General features: G+C 45.3%; 14 protein-coding genes. 8 read left to right on the top strand and 6 right to left on the bottom strand.

Translation table 11 applies throughout. The features are described from left to right. Positions 1–14: 14 nt before the first annotated feature. Entirely contained in the window at positions 15–245 is a 231-nt protein-coding gene (locus H5647_RS10580) for a YgaP family membrane protein (protein WP_045858449.1), read from the bottom strand. A 756-nt stretch (positions 246–1,001) separates the two neighbouring features. Between H5647_RS10580 and H5647_RS10575 the strand changes: the two genes are divergently transcribed. The 3 genes from H5647_RS10575 (at position 1,002) to H5647_RS10565 (ending at position 4,360) form a co-directional block, all read left to right on the top strand. Beyond that, the gene (locus tag H5647_RS10575) at positions 1,002–1,811 is read left to right on the top strand and encodes a formate/nitrite transporter family protein (RefSeq protein ID WP_045858447.1); all 810 of its coding nucleotides are present in this window, start codon (positions 1,002–1,004) and stop codon (positions 1,809–1,811) included. Between the two features lie 223 nt (positions 1,812–2,034). Beyond that, positions 2,035–2,475: a cyanase gene (cynS, locus tag H5647_RS10570; RefSeq protein WP_045858442.1), complete on the top strand. Its 441-nt coding sequence runs from the start codon at positions 2,035–2,037 to the stop codon at positions 2,473–2,475. 127 nt (positions 2,476–2,602) lie between these two features. Further along, entirely contained in the window at positions 2,603–4,360 is a 1,758-nt protein-coding gene (locus tag H5647_RS10565) for a bifunctional protein-serine/threonine kinase/phosphatase (RefSeq protein WP_045858440.1), read from the top strand. On the opposite strand, the gene H5647_RS10560 is transcribed toward H5647_RS10565, so the two are convergent. After that, the gene (locus tag H5647_RS10560; RefSeq protein ID WP_082087025.1) at positions 4,346–5,167 is read right to left on the bottom strand and encodes a lipoprotein intramolecular transacylase Lit; all 822 of its coding nucleotides are present in this window, start codon (positions 5,165–5,167) and stop codon (positions 4,346–4,348) included. The genes H5647_RS10565 and H5647_RS10560 overlap by 15 nt on opposite strands. A 289-nt stretch (positions 5,168–5,456) precedes the next feature. Between H5647_RS10560 and H5647_RS10555 the strand changes: the two genes are divergently transcribed. Together H5647_RS10555 and H5647_RS10550 are read left to right on the top strand one after the other, a co-directional pair. Beyond that, a complete protein-coding gene (locus H5647_RS10555) occupies positions 5,457–6,929 on the top strand; it encodes a NarK family nitrate/nitrite MFS transporter (protein WP_045861296.1) in 1,473 nt (490 codons plus the stop codon). Positions 6,930–7,138: 209 nt separating this feature from the next. Next, a complete protein-coding gene (locus tag H5647_RS10550; RefSeq protein WP_045858439.1) occupies positions 7,139–8,866 on the top strand; it encodes a bifunctional protein-serine/threonine kinase/phosphatase in 1,728 nt (575 codons plus the stop codon). Between the two features lie 175 nt (positions 8,867–9,041). Here H5647_RS10550 and H5647_RS10545 read toward each other — a convergent pair whose 3' ends face one another. From H5647_RS10545 to H5647_RS10530, 4 genes are all read right to left on the bottom strand, one after another. Then, positions 9,042–10,127: an MJ1255/VC2487 family glycosyltransferase gene (locus H5647_RS10545; RefSeq protein ID WP_045858437.1), complete on the bottom strand. Its 1,086-nt coding sequence runs from the start codon at positions 10,125–10,127 to the stop codon at positions 9,042–9,044. Between the two features lie 56 nt (positions 10,128–10,183). Next, entirely contained in the window at positions 10,184–10,696 is a 513-nt protein-coding gene (locus H5647_RS10540) for a phosphatase PAP2 family protein (RefSeq protein WP_045858435.1), read from the bottom strand. A 189-nt stretch (positions 10,697–10,885) separates the two neighbouring features. Further along, entirely contained in the window at positions 10,886–11,557 is a 672-nt protein-coding gene (locus H5647_RS10535) for a DsbA family oxidoreductase (protein WP_045858434.1), read from the bottom strand. Between the two features lie 2 nt (positions 11,558–11,559). Then, the gene (locus H5647_RS10530) at positions 11,560–12,444 is read right to left on the bottom strand and encodes an ROK family protein (protein ID WP_045858432.1); all 885 of its coding nucleotides are present in this window, start codon (positions 12,442–12,444) and stop codon (positions 11,560–11,562) included. Positions 12,445–12,638: 194 nt separating this feature from the next. Between H5647_RS10530 and imuA the strand changes: the two genes are divergently transcribed. The 3 genes from imuA to H5647_RS10515 all read left to right on the top strand — a co-directional run bounded on the left by imuA (position 12,639) and on the right by H5647_RS10515 (position 16,205). Further along, positions 12,639–13,478 (top strand): translesion DNA synthesis-associated protein ImuA, encoded by an 840-nt coding sequence (gene imuA, locus H5647_RS10525; protein WP_045858430.1) that lies wholly within the window; start codon positions 12,639–12,641, stop codon positions 13,476–13,478. Between the two features lie 15 nt (positions 13,479–13,493). Further along, positions 13,494–15,134 carry a Y-family DNA polymerase gene (locus tag H5647_RS10520; RefSeq protein WP_052692002.1) on the top strand — a complete coding sequence of 547 codons (1,641 nt, stop codon included), beginning with the start codon at positions 13,494–13,496 and terminating at the stop codon, positions 15,132–15,134. A gap of 351 nt (positions 15,135–15,485) precedes the next feature. Continuing rightward, the gene (locus H5647_RS10515) at positions 15,486–16,205 is read left to right on the top strand and encodes a DVUA0089 family protein (protein ID WP_045858427.1); all 720 of its coding nucleotides are present in this window, start codon (positions 15,486–15,488) and stop codon (positions 16,203–16,205) included. The last annotated feature ends 53 nt before the right edge of the window (positions 16,206–16,258 follow it).

The raw sequence follows: 16,258 nt of genomic DNA, 5'->3' as shown, positions 1-16,258 counted from the left end.
CTTTATAAGTGTCGCTAATCTCCGCGAAAAGCCATGCCCGACTGAACACCTATTTTTTTCAATATCATCGCCAACGGGCAAAAACCCGTGAACGACGCCTGCAGTAAATTGGCCCCTACGAACACCGTAAACCACAACCAGTTCTCGTGATGAAAATGCCCCAGAAACACACTGAGTAAAATGAAAATGCCCGCAAATCTAAACACTAAACTATCAATATTCGTTTTTTTAGGTGTAATGGTCATACTACCAACCTCTTCATATAGCGTTATAAATCAACAATAATATTAAACGGTACCGTTTATGCGCCCTATAGCCTCGAATTACGCCGCAAAAGAACTCTAGAGCAACTCACCCAAAGAAGAGGTAATACTAATTTAGTATTATCTAATATACAACCCTTTACCGCTTCTTATTATGTTTACCTGGCCCACCTACCCTTGCCGGCTATTGCGCAGGCCCGCCCGACGCGGCAAAAACTACCGCTCGTGGTAGTGGAGCACGCCTATCACGCTGTATTCATCGAATTACAGTCGCTATATGCGATACGTGACGACATCAAGCCATCTCTCCTCCCCGTTAACGTTGGCGCTCTAAAAACCGCGTATAGATTGATGCAATTGCGCCCGAATATTTAACTTTAGTGGACACTAATCAAAGCGCAACACACACTCTTTTCCGCGAAAAAAATAGCCAACCGGCTAACATGTTAAACCTCCATCATGCTCTTTTTCTTATGGGCAAAATCACGACCAATACTCAACATAAAGGCTTCGTCTACTTCACCTATCGCACCAGCATATAGCAAAGAAAGCCCTTTCATGAGGCATGCCATGGCAATTACTGTTTAAAATATTCTAAAAAAACTAATTTTTATTTATATAAAACAAACCCTTAACCAATATTCGCACAAGTAGGCGTAATAATTGCCTTGTTCAGTGTACGTAGGGCCGCACCTACCAACATCAATCAAAACGCACCTATATAACAGAGAAATCATTATGTCTTATTTAGTACCCTCCGAATTCGTCGCCAAAATGGTAGACGCAGGTGAATCGAAAATATTTATGTCCACACGCGACACTCTTATTCGCGCCTATATGGCGGGTGCCATTCTGGCGCTGGCCGCGGTATTTGCAATTACGGTGACGGTACAAACCGGCGTCCCACTTCTTGGTGCCGTTCTGTTCCCCATTGGCTTCTGTATGCTCTATTTGCTGGGCTTTGATTTACTCACCGGTGTATTCGTGCTCACGCCACTGGCGCTTATCGACAAACGTCCAGGTGTAACCGTGAAGGGGGTCTTAAAAAATTGGGGCTTAGTATTTTTGGGTAATTTCGCAGGCGCTTTAACGGTTGCGTTTATGATGGCGTTTGTCTTTACCTACGGATTTTCCGTTGAACCGGGGGCTGTAGGCCAAAAAATTGCGGGTATTGGCGAAAGCCGTACCTTGGGTTACGCCGCCTATGGTGCTTCTGGATGGTTCACTATTTTCTTCCGAGGCATGCTCTGTAACTGGATGGTTTCAACCGGTGTTGTTGGTGCAATGATATCTACCCACGTAAGCGGCAAAGTTATCGCCATGTGGATGCCGATTATGCTGTTTTTCTTTATGACGTTTGAGCACTCAGTAGTGAATATGTTCTTGTTCCCCTCAGGCATTATTATGGGCGGCGACTTTTCAATAATGGATTACTTAATATGGAACGAAATACCTACCGTACTTGGTAATCTTGTCGGTGGTTTACTCTTCACAGGGTTAACACTTTACAGTACTCATTTGCGTACTGGGCCAAGACGCTCTCTTTAATCAACACCTAGAAATCACCCAGCGTTCAGGTAAACATTCGGCCCCTCTCTCTTGGTAGCACCATAAATAGCGCAATAGAAGGTGCCATGAAAGGCGCAATATCCAAGGGAGAGTTTTAGCGTGCTACACGACTACTTTTGTGCCCGTTATAAAACACTTTATTCCACGGACCCTTAACGTTTTTATAAAACAATAAGGGTCTGCCAACAGATAAGGAATACGCATGAACAAACAAAGCATGACCGATACCATTGTTACCGCCAAAGCAAAAAAAGGTTTAACATGGGAAAAAATTGGGGAAGATTTAAATCTCTCACCCGTGTGGTTAGCCTCCGCTTGCTTAGGCATGAATAGCGCACCCAAAGACATTGCACTCGCCATTGTTGAATATTTAGCCCTGGAAGAAGACGTTGTTGCCGCACTTGAAGCCTATCCAACAAAAACGTGGGAGCAATCGATTGCCACCGACCCCCTAATCTATCGCTTCCATGAAATTACCGGTGTTTATGGCACCACCTTAAAAGCAATCATCCAAGAAAAATTTGGTGACGGCATTATGAGCGCTATCGATTTCTCGCTCGATGTCGATAAAATTGAAGACCCCAAAGGGGATCGCGTATTAATTACAATGAATGGGAAATTTTTAAAGTACAATAACTGGTAGTTTTTGGGCAATGGGTGCCGCCCCTAAACGGCGGCCATCGTTCTCGAGCAGCACGCTCTACCGTCCTTTATTTAAATTTAAACACCTCTCTCACGGTTAACCTGCCCCTTGGGGCGAAGCGATAACAATGACTACCCAGCAGCCACGCCCTTCTAGCCCTACAAAAAATCAGCCGCTCACACTTTCGATTGGCCAATATTCACATAAAGGCCGCAAGGATATTAATCAGGATTTTCACGGAAGTTACTGCCCAGCAGAACCTCAACTTAGCTCTAAGGGTATTGCCATTGCGATAGCCGATGGCATTAGCAGTAGTCAGGTTAGCCAAATAGCCAGTGAATCGGCGGTCACCAGTTTTTTACAAGATTATTACTGTACATCTGAGGCTTGGTCCACTAAAAAATCCGCGCAACAAGTGTTAATGGCAACCAACTCATGGCTATTTGCCCAAACACAACAAAGCCAATACCGCTACGATAAAGACCGCGGGTATGTCTGTACGTTAAGTGCACTGATTATAAAGTCGGATACCGCGCACATTTTTCATATTGGCGATACTCGCATCTACCGGCTACATAACAACGCATTAGAACAGCTTACTCAGGATCATAGGCTTTGGGTTTCACAAGAGCAAAGCTACCTAAGCCGAGGTTTAGGTATTAATTCACATCTCGAAATTGACTACAAGGCCTTACCCGTTGCCGAAGGCGACATCTTTATTCTTGCTTCTGACGGTGTTTATGAATTTGCGAATGACCAGCTCATTACCGAGACTATTAACGCTCACCAGCAAGATTTAAATACCGCCGCAAAATTTATTGTAGAGGCAGCCTTCGACAATGGCAGCACCGACAACCTTACTGCACAAGTTGTACGTATTAATACGTTACCAAGCCACGATACACGCGCAATTTACCAACAATACAGCGAGTTACCATTCCCACCATTACTGGAGGCTCGTGCACAATTTGATGGTTATACCATTTTGAGGAAGATATACGGCAGTAGTCGTAGCCATGTCTATTTAGCGGAGGATAACGAAACCAAAACACCCACTATCATCAAAATCCCCTCTATCGACTTGAGAAACGATTCAGCCTACCTAGAACGTTTTTTAATGGAGGAATGGGTCGCCAAGCGCATAGATAACCCCTATGTACTAAAGCCTTGTTCGCAAACACGGCAACGGCACTTTATCTATATTGCAACCGAGTTTATCGACGGCCAAACACTAACCCAATGGATGATAGACAACCCAAAACCCACACTCGAAAGCGTTAGAGAAATTGTGGAACAAATTGCAAAGGGGTTGCGGGCTTTTCATCGGTTAGAAATGTTACATCAAGACTTACGGCCTGAAAACATTATGATCGACGCAACGGGAACCGTAAAAATTATCGATTTTGGCGCAACGAAAGTTGCAGGAATTATGGAGATTACAACCGCAATTGAACGACAAAATATTCTCGGAACCGCACAATACACAGCACCCGAATATTTTTTGGGAGAACCAGGCACACCGCGTTCGGATCTATTCTCTCTAGGGGTTATTACCTATCAGATGTTAACGGGCAACCTTCCCTATGGAGCCGAGGTCGCCAAAGCCAGAACACCCTCCGCACAACGAAACTTACGGTATAGAACCGCGCTACATGACAAACGCGAAATTCCCGCTTGGATTGACGACACGCTCAAGACAGTATTACACCCTAACCCTTACAAACGCTACGATGCTTTTTCAGAATTCATCGCCGATTTACGCAGGCCCAGCCGTGAATTTCTCACCAAAACACAGCCACCGTTACTAGACCGAAACCCTGTAGCCTTTTGGCAAAGCCTATCGGCTATTCTAGCCCTTGCGGTTATATACCTACTTGCGCGTTAAAAGTCGCGGTACAGTTGTGGCCGCCACCTGTAACACGCCCTGAATAACCACGAAGCTTACCGCCGCCGCCACTAATAACGCGATGGCTATCCATCCAAAAAGTGTTGGGGCTAGCATCAATGTCGACATGAGCGAATCTTGATAATAAAAAAACCATTCATGCCCCGCGGGAAATATCCATATATGAAACTGATTGAACACATCCGTTGGGCCGAGTATTAACACCAGAACAATGGCCGGAACCGTTAACGCTAACACCGCCATACTTTGCTGTTTAAGTGAAGGCATAGAACGCTCCACGAGTAATAGATACCCGCTCACGCCACACCACAAAATAACGGATATAAACGCAACGCCAAATAAAACATCGATCAAATTGGCCACATCTTGCAGGTGAATCACCTCAGGTGATCGCAATAGCACGTGCACTCCATCGCTACTCGGTGACGTATACGTAATGTCGGCTAAGCCTTCCCCGCCTCGATGTACACTGCTATTTATCTCACTAAACACCCTAATGCGCTCATCTCGAGTCGTGTCACCAAATCCCGTCTTATATCGATTTTGCGGGCCATAGGTATCTATTCCTTGCCCAATTCCACCATGATCGAGCCAAACTCCGTACATAAAATCATATTTTGCCAATACCACCCAGCTGACCGTAAACGCCACGATTAGCGTTAACAAGCCAAAACTAAGTGCTTGAACGTGTAAGCCAAGTCGCGTTCGCCATTGCTGCGCCGGCCTTTTCTTTTGGTTTACCGCAGGTTTCGGGCTTTTGCTTTTTGTTGAGGGTCGTTTTGCCATAATTCTTTCATCCAATCATCGATCTCCAGCCGCGCATACTATCGCACATTTATCTTGCACGCTTACTCCCACCTAAAGCGCACCAAAAACGAGCCGAAACGCACAGCATACGGTCACAACTATGTTTGTTTTTTATTCAGAAACCCTTTTAACAAGGTCCTTACTGGGCTTTATCGAGCCATAACGGTGCTGGCATGACGATTGCTAGGTGTTAATCAAACATTTCAATATGAGCGATCACCGCACCGGTGTAACTCATCCACATTTTTTAGGAGAAGAAGGAAACCGTATGAGTTCCTCTAAGTTAAACCTGCTGGATTTTTCACAAACTAATATCCGCACGCTGCACCTCACTTGGTTTGCATTCTTTTTAACCTTTGTCATGTGGTTTTCTCATGCTCCCATGAAACCGCTTATCATGGAGGCCTTTAATATGACAGGGGCTCAGTGGAAAGCCCTGCTTATTTTAAACGTGGCACTTACTATTCCAGCGCGAATTGTCATTGGTATTTTGGTGGACAAATTTGGGCCACGTATTGTTTTCAGCTGCTTACTCGTAGTATCCGGCCTTCTTTGCTTAGGCTTTGCCTTTGCCACCAGCTTCGAACAACTCGCTATTATGCGCTTCGCTATGGGTTTTGCCGGTGCTGGGTTTGTTATTGGTATTCGCATGGTTGGCGAGTGGTTTCCAGCTCGTCAAGTTGGCTTGGCCGAAGGCGTGTACGGCGGCTGGGGTAATTTCGGTTCAGCGGCTGCAGCGTTCTCTTTACCCACCGTGGCATTATTGTATGGCGGGGACGATGGCTGGCGCTACGCGATTGCGTCCACGGGCGTAATTGCATTCGTGTATGGTTTTATCTTCTATTGGAAAGCACGTAACACACCCAAAGGCTCTACCTACTTTAAGCCAAAAAAATCCGGTGGTTTAGAAGTTACCAGCAAGAAAGATTTTTACTTCTATTTAGCCATGAATATTCCCATGTATCTTATTCTGGCAGTATTAGCGTGGAAACTATCTCCAGCGGGCGTTAAATTGTTAAGCCAAACGGCCACCTACACCTTTTATGGTGTACTGGTTGCGCTATTTGTTTTCCAGTTTTCTCAAATTTATAAAGTTAACAAAGAGATGCTCGCGCACGGCGCTCCTGAGCATGACAAATACAAATTCAAGCAAGTTGCGATTTTAGACTGGGCCTATTTTGTAACCTTTGGCTCAGAGCTCGCCGTTGTCTCGATGCTGCCGGCCTTTTTTCTCGAAACATTTACCAGCTTGAGCTTAGTTCAAGCCGGCGCCCTCGGTGCAGTCTTTGCTTTTATGAATTTGATTGCGCGCCCAGGCGGCGGTTATATTTCAGACCGATTTGGCCGTCGCAAATCACTTTCCATTTTTATAGCTGGCCTCACTGTAGGCTATTGCATTCTCTCTCAAATCGATTCAGGCTGGCCTATATTTTTAGCGGTTGTCGCCGTTATGTGTTGTTCCTTCTTTGTTCAAGCTGGAGAGGGTGCCGTGTTTGCCATGGTGCCTTTAGTTAAACGCCGCATGACAGGCCAAATTGCCGGCATGGCAGGTGCCTACGGTAACGTTGGTGCCGTTACGTTTCTAACCGCCTATAGCTTTGTCGATGCAAGTACCTTCTTTTTAATTATTGGAGGCTGTGCTGCGGTTATCTTTGTGATTGTTCAGTTTTTAGAAGAGCCCGAAGGGCATATGACTGAAGTACTTCCAGATGGTACCGTGCAGAAAATTGAGTTGACCTAAGCTCGTCAACAAAAAGGGGGGGATGTATTTCATCCCCTCCTTTTTTTAATGACGTCCTACCGTAATACACACAACCAAGACGCAGGCTAACGCCCCTTTATTTCGACTATTCTCTCTATTATTGCCACTGGTGTACTCCGATCTACCGCTAACGCCATACATTTAAAATAGTGATAGGATAACGCTACCAAACGCGACAAGGACCTACAGTGGACCACTTAAAATCGTCCCTCAAAATTGCACTCTCCCAATACAGTGACAAAGGCCCCAACAAGCCTGAAAACCAAGATACCGTCGGCGCTCGCATTCCTTCTAACGATCAACAAACCACGCTTGCGACAAAAGGTATCGCCATTGCCGTAGCCGACGGCGTAAGCAGTAGCTCCGCCGCACGGCAAGCAAGTCAATCAGCCATTACGGGGTTTCTAACCGACTATTATGCTACGCCCGACACTTGGCGAACGCAGCAGTCGGCAATGCAGGTTATTCGGTCGCTTAACCAATATTTGTGGGGGCAAAGCCAAAACAGTGTCCGTGGCGAAGGCTACCTTACAACCTTTAGTGCACTTATTTTAAAAGGCGATAAAAGTTTCACGTTTCATATTGGCGACACTCGTATCTACCGCGTAAGAGAGAACCAACTCGAACAGTTAACACGTGATCACACGCAACGTATCGATAAAGACACCACCTATTTAAGCCGCGCTCTAGGTGCCGACATAACGCTTGAAGTGGACATGCAAATGGAGGAAATCGAACCTGGCGACCTGTTTGTTTTAACCTCCGACGGCATACACGATGCCATTCCCTCGCGAGAATTTAAAAAACTGGTATTAGAACACCAAGATTTTCCAGAAACCATCACGGAGACCTTGTCCGCGCTCGCAGTAAAGTACGAGACAAAAGATAACATTAGTGTTCAGGCGGTTAAGATTGTTTCGATTGGTACACCCTCTCAAGCCGACGCCGTCAATGTACTATCTAAGCTGCCATTCCCTCCCCTACTGGAAGCCGGCAATAAGATTGATGGCATGACCGTTGAAAAAATTCTACATGAATCGGAAAGAAGTCAGGTTTATTTAGTTAAGAATAGTGATGGCAAACCATTAGTCATGAAAACACCTTCGGTGAATTATGATGATGACCCCGCTTACATTGAACGTTTTGTGATGGAATCTTGGATTGGCGCGCGCATTCAAAACCCACAAGTTGCTCGAGTCGTCACGCCCCCGCATGTCCGAAAAACGCTGTACTATTTAACAGAGCATGTTGCCGGCCCAACCTTAGAGCAATTAATAAAAGAGCGTGCTCCCTTTGCCATTACCGATGCCATCGAACTGTTGGAGCAAATGGTAAAAGGTATTCGCGCCTTTCACCGAAAAGATACCTTACACCAAGATATTAAACCGGGAAATATCGTTGTAGGAATTCAAGGCGCCACGATAATTGACTTTGGCTCCTGCTGGGTCGCGGGTATTCACGAGATTGGCTCGCCGTTTCAGCGCGACACAATTTTAGGTACTCTAGACTATTCCGCCCCTGAGTATCGTTACGGCGGTACCGTGGGACAAAAATCAGATCAATTCTCTCTCGCTGTTTTACTCTATGAAATGCTAACCCAAAAACAGCCTTATGGAGAAGCCTATAGCAACGCGAAGGATTTAAAAAGCTTTCAAAAATTAAACTACATTCCTGCTCGACAGCACAATCCACTGGTACCTTTTTGGCTCGATAAAGCACTAGAAAAAGCTTTAAGTATTCAACCAAACGCTCGTTATTCTGCCCTATCGGAATGGGTTAAAGACCTGCGTAGCCCCAACACGAAATGGACAACGCCAGAGGAAGTGCCGCTGTTAGAGCGCGACCCAGTGTTAACGTGGAAACTGGTCGCCGCTGCGGGCTGGTTAACAGCGCTTTATTTATTTACGAAACTATAAGTACCAACACCTTTATAATGAGCACCTCTCCCCAAATAGAGCGTCCCCTATTGGCCGAAACACCCATAAAACTATTCTTTTTTTTATGGGTACGGGCCAACATCTTCAACAAACCTTGCCGCTCTATCGCTTAAATACGCCTCACCAAACGAACACTCCAATAACATAACGTTGATTATTCAATGAATACAGGCTGCAAGCCACTATTGTCAAAAGAGGGTAACCCATGCCCCTCAACATGGCTCCACAGGGTTTCAATTAACTTGTTTTTTGAGCCTTCCAGTGTCCAGCTTTCTGCGGCAATCCATTCGGCAATGGCCTTTGCTACATTTGGGTAAGTCACGCGTTTAGTAGGGAAATCATCTAACCATTCACCCACAATTTTTTTGTCTAAAAACTCCATTGTCATCGCTAAATAGAGCTCCTCCATTGCTTTCGCATTTGATAGCTGCTCAAGCTGTCCCATTAGCGGTTTAACCAACAATTTTTTACCCAGCTGAATTGCCTCGCTAGACAGTTCAAAACCGGCATTGCATATAACACCATTCGCCGTTGCCAAGTCGTATTTAAAACCATCACGCGACAACGGTTTAAGCTTAATATGGCCCAAACTTTGGTACTCGTAAAATGGCCCATAATAATAAAAACTATATTCTTCAAATGGCTCAAGCAAACGAATAACTTCGTCGCTATCCTCAAACCCCAAGTACACCAAAATTTTCTTTTTATCCACGGGGTCCGCCACAGGGTCTAACTCCACAATAGGCGGTAATATCGCTTGATTAAAGTGATGCCAATGTAACCCCAACCCTTCGGAGGCAGGAGCAAAGGACGACATTATTGTGCGGGCAATAAAGTCATCGCCTCTACGTGGCACCTTATGTTCAAAGGCATATTGATGGCCCACGCCTAGACAAAACTTCCCCGCCCGCTTAGCAGCCCATGCCGTAATCGGTTCAAAATCGGTCACGATCAAATCGTAGTTGTCGACCTCCAGGCTGTTAATATCCTGCCAAAGCTGTTTGAATTTTGCATCTTTTAATGTCCTTATAACACTTAATTTTCCAGCATTGTGTACAAACGTTAAACCTTTGAAATCTCGCCACGCTCCAAACTCTTCCATGTCGAAATACTTATTTCTTTCTCGCCCCGAGAAGACATAATCCACATCTATCTCGTTTTCTTTTAAATATTTATTCATCGCGCGTGCGCGACTAATATGACCATTACCCGTTCCTTGGACACCATAAAGTATTTTCATTCGTCACTCTTATTGTAAGTTAACTCGCTACGATGTCGTCTTGCACACAATTATAATTAGAGTGCCGCTAGAACAAGCAAGCATATGGTATGGCCAAGTAACGCACCCGCCATAACGTCTGTAGGGAAGTGCACACCAAGCATCACCCTTGCCGCACCAACGCTCACGGCCCAGGGGTACAACAGCCACCCCAATGCGGGGTACGCCCCCACCAGCGCGCAGGCAACTAAAAATGCGGCTGAGGTATGCCCTGAGGGGAAACTAAATTGATCGGAAGGAACAACCTCGCTTTTATAGCCTGGGATAGCAACTGCAGGCCTATTGCGACGAAAAGAGGATTTAAAAATACAATACAGTGCTCGCTCAATAAGAAACGCTACAACCATCAGTTTAACCATGTGCCATTGTTCTAGCAGCATGAAAACAAATACGATAACAGCGTAGAGAGGGCCGTCGGCAACCCGCGATACGTATCGGCTTAACACCACAGCCAACTCTCGGTGCTTACGGCGTAAGCACCAATCAAAAGTCATTAAATCGATTTGATGTATAGTATGAAATAGACGCATGTTACACCCTCCATTTCGATCACTTTAGCGCAAGCTCATGACATATTTATGAGTATTGCGTGACAGAAAAATGACAGGCGTAGAACAAAAAAACATGCCTTTAGCGCATGTTTTTAATGAATTAAATAGAACTTTGGGTTGGGGGAAGAGGATAATATTAAGCGAGTGCTATACCTGCACTCGCTCGCGTCAACACCATGATTGCTGGCCCGCAGGATTATCCAAAAGCTCTCTAACATTTGCTTCGATAATACGATACCCAACGTTACCCGCTAACTGCTGTCGTCCTTCATTAAACAGCAACGTTGGGCTCGATTTTATGCCTAACTCAACGGCTTTATACATGTCACGGCAAATAATGGCGTGCGCCTCTCCGCTCTCAACGCTTTGACGCACAATATCGACGGGAAGTCCTGCTTCATCGGCAAGTAACAATAACGTTTTATACTGAGCAACGTCGCGAGCATGTACAAAAAACGCCTCTCGTACCAACGTCATGTATCGCGAAAAAACGCCCACTTCAGTGCGTTCTTGTTGCTCCGCTAATCTAGCCGCTGCCAAGAATAAATGAACGGGTAAAGAAGATTGCGGCGTATTTTTGAGCCAGACATCCTCGTGAAGCGTAATGTGCTCAAACGGTTCGGCTACGTCTTGTACATGCTGACTATAGGCCGCTATTCCACCTCGATCGCCCCATGCCTTTTTTATTTTTCCTGGCACATCACCAAAAACGGGAAAGAAATGAACCTCAATAGCAATATCATCGCCAAATTCTGACTGAAGCTCAGCAATCCGAATATGTGAAACATACGCCCAAATACACAAGACATCTGAAAAATGATCAACCTGAATTTTTGCCACTTTTAACACTCCACTTGCTGTGCCAACACCATTGCACCCAGTATTCCCGCCTGACTGCCAAGCCCCGGCAGGACAATTGTCTGTTCAATATTATCGGTTATAGCAGGGTGCTGAATATAGCCATTTAAATATGCCGGAACCTTTTCACGCACTTGAGTAATGACCTGCGACTGCGCCATAACACCACCACCCAAAATAATCTTTTGAGGTGATAACGTAGCGATAAACGTCACGAGTGCTTTTGCAATATAGTCCGCCTCTAACTCCCATGCTGGGTGATCAACAGGCAAAGCCACACCTGGCGTTTGCCAGCGCTCTTCTATTGCCGGCCCCGCAGCCAATCCCTCAAAACACAAATCGCCATGAAAAGGACAACGCCCCTTATAATCATCACCTGCTCGTTTTGGGATAAAACAGTGTCCCAATTCTGGGTGCAGTAACCCGTGAACAAGACGACCACCGCTCACAACCCCGCCGCCAATACCGGTTCCGATGGTGATATAAATATAGTCATCCAGGCCTTGTGCGGCTCCCCACACACCCTCACCGAGAGCTGCCGCGTTAACATCTGTATCAAACCCAATAGGGACGTCAAAGTGTTCACGAAGTACGCCTAAGATGTCCGTTTGCGCCCAGCCAGGCTTAGGCGTGGAGGTTATATAACCATAGGTTGGCGATTCGCGATTCAGGTCTATAGGCCCAAACGAACCAACGCCTAGCGCGGTAAGTGTAGACGCGTACGGTTTAAAGAATTCAATCACTTGGGCCAATGTTTCAGTTGGCGTAATGGTTGCAATTTGTACTGTTTCAATCTCATTTGGCCCGCGCCCAACCGCACATATAAACTTAGTCCCACCCGCCTCTACGGCGCCGTACAGCTTACCCATAATCAATCACCTTAAGCGTTAGAACCTACTACTGCCCCTAACCTACTGTTTCACTAAACACCCATTATCGCATTCCGGCACAACGTTGCCAAAATTCATACTTGCCAGAATGATTAGGTCGCTATACTGTATATACATACATGCAAGTGAAAAGCGAGCTTTTGCCGCCCAACCCTTTTTAGCTAATACTCAACATGACGCACACCGACAAACCAACAAAGACCGCTGCGCCTTCATTAGAGAGCCTGCTGCAACGTAGCGACATATGGAAAGGCCATGTCCAAAAACAGGGACACAAGGAAGCTCTCGACAGCGGATACCCAGAGCTCAACCAGCAATTACTGAATAATGGCTGGCCGCTTGGTAGTCTTATAGAGGTTGTTCAACCTACCGCAGGCACCGGCGACTGGCAGTTATTTACGCCAGCATTAAAGACACAACTTACACAACAACCCAATACCCATGCGGTATTACTTAACCCTCCTGCGCGGCCTTTTGCTCCCGCTCTTATTGACGCCAAAATACCCTTAGCCCAGCTTCTAGTTGTGCAAACGCACAACAAAACGGACTTTATTGCAGCTTTTGTAGAATTAGCCCGCGCCAGTTGCTGTAGTGTTTTAATGGCATGGCAGCCAAAAGAATTACTAAACTATACCGAATTACGCAAATGCCAATTAGCCACTGCTGACCGATACGGGCTAACTGTTTTATTTCGCTCGTTTCAGGCGCAGCAACAAAGTTCCCCAGCCGCTATTCGGTTAATTGCCGCGCTCACTCGTAACCATTTAACCGTAACGTTATTCAAGCAGCGCGGCCAACTGCAACAAGCCCGAACGCACCCCATTGAACTCCCTTTGCCTAAACATTGGCGAGCACTACCGCCCCACAATCAACTTGACCAAGCCTACCCAAGCGTAGCATCGAGCACCACGAACGACTATATACTTGCCCGTTACAACCGTCACATCAATAACGGGCCTATCACCACAGAAAAGAAAGTAGCGCTAAAACAACGTTATGGAACCTCTGATTAAATACTGATTTCACGTTTGCAGTACAATATTAACGCCAAAAAAGGGAACAGTATAATAGAACCTAAAAGCTGGATAGCCATTCGTTTACCGCAACTCCCATTAGATATTTTTGGTTTTGACTATAACGATCCTAATGCCATCATTGTTGTTGAAAAACAACGCGTCATCAGTGTAAATACTGAAGCGTTTAAAAAAGGTATCACACTGGATATGTCGGCAACGAGGGCACGGATGCTATGTGAATGCCAAGTTCTTGAACGCGACTATAACGTGGAACATACCGCTATTCGCCAAATCGCCGAACAGCTTTACCATTACACCCCTTATATTCAACAGCACTTAAAACCACGTTATACTCGCTATAGTTTTCATCGCGATAACGGTTTTACGCTTGAGATTTCACAGTCTTTAGCGTTATTTAGAGGTATTCACAACCTTACGCTTCAACTTAAAAAAACACTTTCCGTCTTACCTTACTCATTCGAACTTGGTTTCGCGCACACCGATTATGCGGCTTGGTTACTCTCTTTTCAGGACAACAATATCCCCCGTGACATCACGCACGAGCATCGTGAAACGGCTATTGTTTTTTTTACCGCTCAACTCAAAAACATACCGATTCAACAATTATTATCGTGCCCCCACAACGGTATTACACCGAAAAAAATGCAGGAGCATATAAGCGCTTTAGATAAATCAGGTTTTTATACGCTAAGCGATATCGCCAATCAAATATCGCACAATTCATTAAGCGGAATACGTAAACGCTGGGGATTGGACTTTTGTGCGTTTATCGAAACAATATTTGGCATAGAAAAAACATTTTCGCAAGCAGGCTTATTTAATAGGCCTATCGAAATGTATAAACCCCATGAATCTTTCTTTGATAGCCTTCAGTTCGATTACCCCATTCGTAATTGCGACCAACTGTACCAACCCATGACGTTATTACTCCAAAAACTTAGCGAATACCTTAAGCAACGACAACAACAATGCCAGGCTATTGACTGGACATTGCTCGACATTCACCACAACAAGCAAACCCTTACTGTTGTTACCAGTAAAGGACAAAGCCAATGGGCATTATTACTTGAACTTACACGCATTCAGCTAGACGCCCAAAACCTAGCATTTGAAGTGGATAGTGTAGAACTCTTTTGCCGCAATACAATACCCAACAGCCTTCATAACCACGCTTTATCATTCAATGAAACTCTTCATCATTATAATGATGAAGAAGCCCACCGTAGCTTTACAATAACCACGGCCAAACTAGCATCACGCCTAGGCGCTGGCGCTCTTTTTAAGATCGGTTATCGCGACGATCATATTCCAGAGAAAAGCCATCAAATATTCACAATAAATACGCAACCTAAAGCTCTACTACCTGCGACAAAAAAAACGCTTAGCGCTAGCACCGGTTCACGGCCAAGCTGGCTATTTGACACTCCGCGCCCCATGGAAGAAAGACAGCACACACTCTATTGGAAAGGAAAAGTAACTCTACTACAAGGCCCCGAGCGTATTGAATCGGGTTGGTGGCAACAAGCGTGCGCAAGAGATTATTTTATTGCTCAACGAGATGATTTTTTACGTTTATGGATTTATTTCGATATCCAACAACGAAAATGGTTTATGCACGGCGTTTTCGCTTAAAAATCACCCACCACTATTCGTCTAATCGTAAAAAAACACAACATCCATAAAAAACACGACTGCCAAAAAAATAACCACCGCGCCACCAATACCATACGACACAGTCGGTTTAGTTTACATATTAAAACTCATGCAGGACAAGCCCAAAACCTAACACTTTGATTCCACAAACAATATCAAAACTGGCTCATACATTGCACTCATCCACCATGTTCAGTGGACTAATTAACACCGCGTCATTAAATTCTAATTGAAAGGCCATAAGGAACATTGATACTATCAAAATGAAAACGCCTAAAATTTTAAAATCACACCCTTTCTTATTTAACATAAAAATTCAAAGGAATTGAAATGAATGTTAAGAACCATTTTGTCACAAAAGGTATTATTGGCCTATTGCTTAGCGCCTGCCTTGCACAGACGTCAATAGCCTCTGTTATTTCTACCGGTACTATCTATAATACAGACGCTGGAAACACAACAGACTACTGGGGCTTTTATACCAGTGGTGGCGCGCTGACTATTGATCTTCTTGCATGGGAAACAAAACCCCTATCTAACTCTCTCGATTTTATCTTAGCGAACACCGTGGATGTTAACGGCGACGGTGAAATCACCTTGCTCGACACCACCATATCTATTATTTCTCCCCTCGGCACGACTCTAGCTAGCAATGACGACGATGGGAACGGTATTTTCTCGCCACAAGGGTTTTCGGATGGGTCCGAATACCATTACGACTCGTTTTTGGAATTAACCCTTGCCGCAGGCGACTACCTACTCGCCATTACAGGTTTTAACTCACCCAAAAAATGTATCGGCGGGGTACTCGGAAGTTCCGGTGGCGTAGGTGAAATATGCGGCAACACCGCCAACAGCGATCACGGCGACTATCAAATCACCTGGAGCGACAACATCAATATCACCTCCAGCCCTATTTCAATCTCCACAACAGTCGCTGTCGCAGAGCCCCCAGCAACAGTGTTAATGCTAATGGGCTTATCACTCGCAGCTTTGTGTTCCCGAAAACGTCGTGATAAGAAGGCGCTCAATCAACATCTAAGCGCCTGATAAAACCGCGCGGCCAAGCAGCCATCGGCGTAAGTTGGAATTACGGCGATGGC

The organism is Teredinibacter purpureus (assembly GCF_014217335.1).
Lineage (GTDB): Bacteria > Pseudomonadota > Gammaproteobacteria > Pseudomonadales > Cellvibrionaceae > Teredinibacter > Teredinibacter purpureus.
This window is presented reverse-complemented; position numbering and strand designations above follow the sequence as displayed.

Excerpts from the sequence above, each read along its gene's own strand:
- H5647_RS10560 (WP_082087025.1), bottom strand. The coding sequence starts at position 5,167 with ATGGCAAAACGACCCTCAACAAAAAGCAAAAGCCCGAAACCTGCGGTA.
- H5647_RS10565 (WP_045858440.1), top strand. The coding sequence starts at position 2,603 with ATGACTACCCAGCAGCCACGCCCTTCTAGCCCTACAAAAAATCAGCCG.
- H5647_RS10580 (WP_045858449.1), bottom strand. The coding sequence starts at position 245 with ATGACCATTACACCTAAAAAAACGAATATTGATAGTTTAGTGTTTAGA.
- H5647_RS10545 (WP_045858437.1), bottom strand. The coding sequence starts at position 10,127 with ATGAAAATACTTTATGGTGTCCAAGGAACGGGTAATGGTCATATTAGT.
- H5647_RS10515 (WP_045858427.1), top strand. The coding sequence starts at position 15,486 with ATGAATGTTAAGAACCATTTTGTCACAAAAGGTATTATTGGCCTATTG.
- H5647_RS10555 (WP_045861296.1), top strand. The coding sequence starts at position 5,457 with ATGAGTTCCTCTAAGTTAAACCTGCTGGATTTTTCACAAACTAATATC.
- H5647_RS10530 (WP_045858432.1), bottom strand. The coding sequence starts at position 12,444 with ATGGGTAAGCTGTACGGCGCCGTAGAGGCGGGTGGGACTAAGTTTATA.
- cynS (WP_045858442.1), top strand. The coding sequence starts at position 2,035 with ATGAACAAACAAAGCATGACCGATACCATTGTTACCGCCAAAGCAAAA.
- H5647_RS10575 (WP_045858447.1), top strand. The coding sequence starts at position 1,002 with ATGTCTTATTTAGTACCCTCCGAATTCGTCGCCAAAATGGTAGACGCA.
- imuA (WP_045858430.1), top strand. The coding sequence starts at position 12,639 with ATGACGCACACCGACAAACCAACAAAGACCGCTGCGCCTTCATTAGAG.
- H5647_RS10540 (WP_045858435.1), bottom strand. The coding sequence starts at position 10,696 with ATGCGTCTATTTCATACTATACATCAAATCGATTTAATGACTTTTGAT.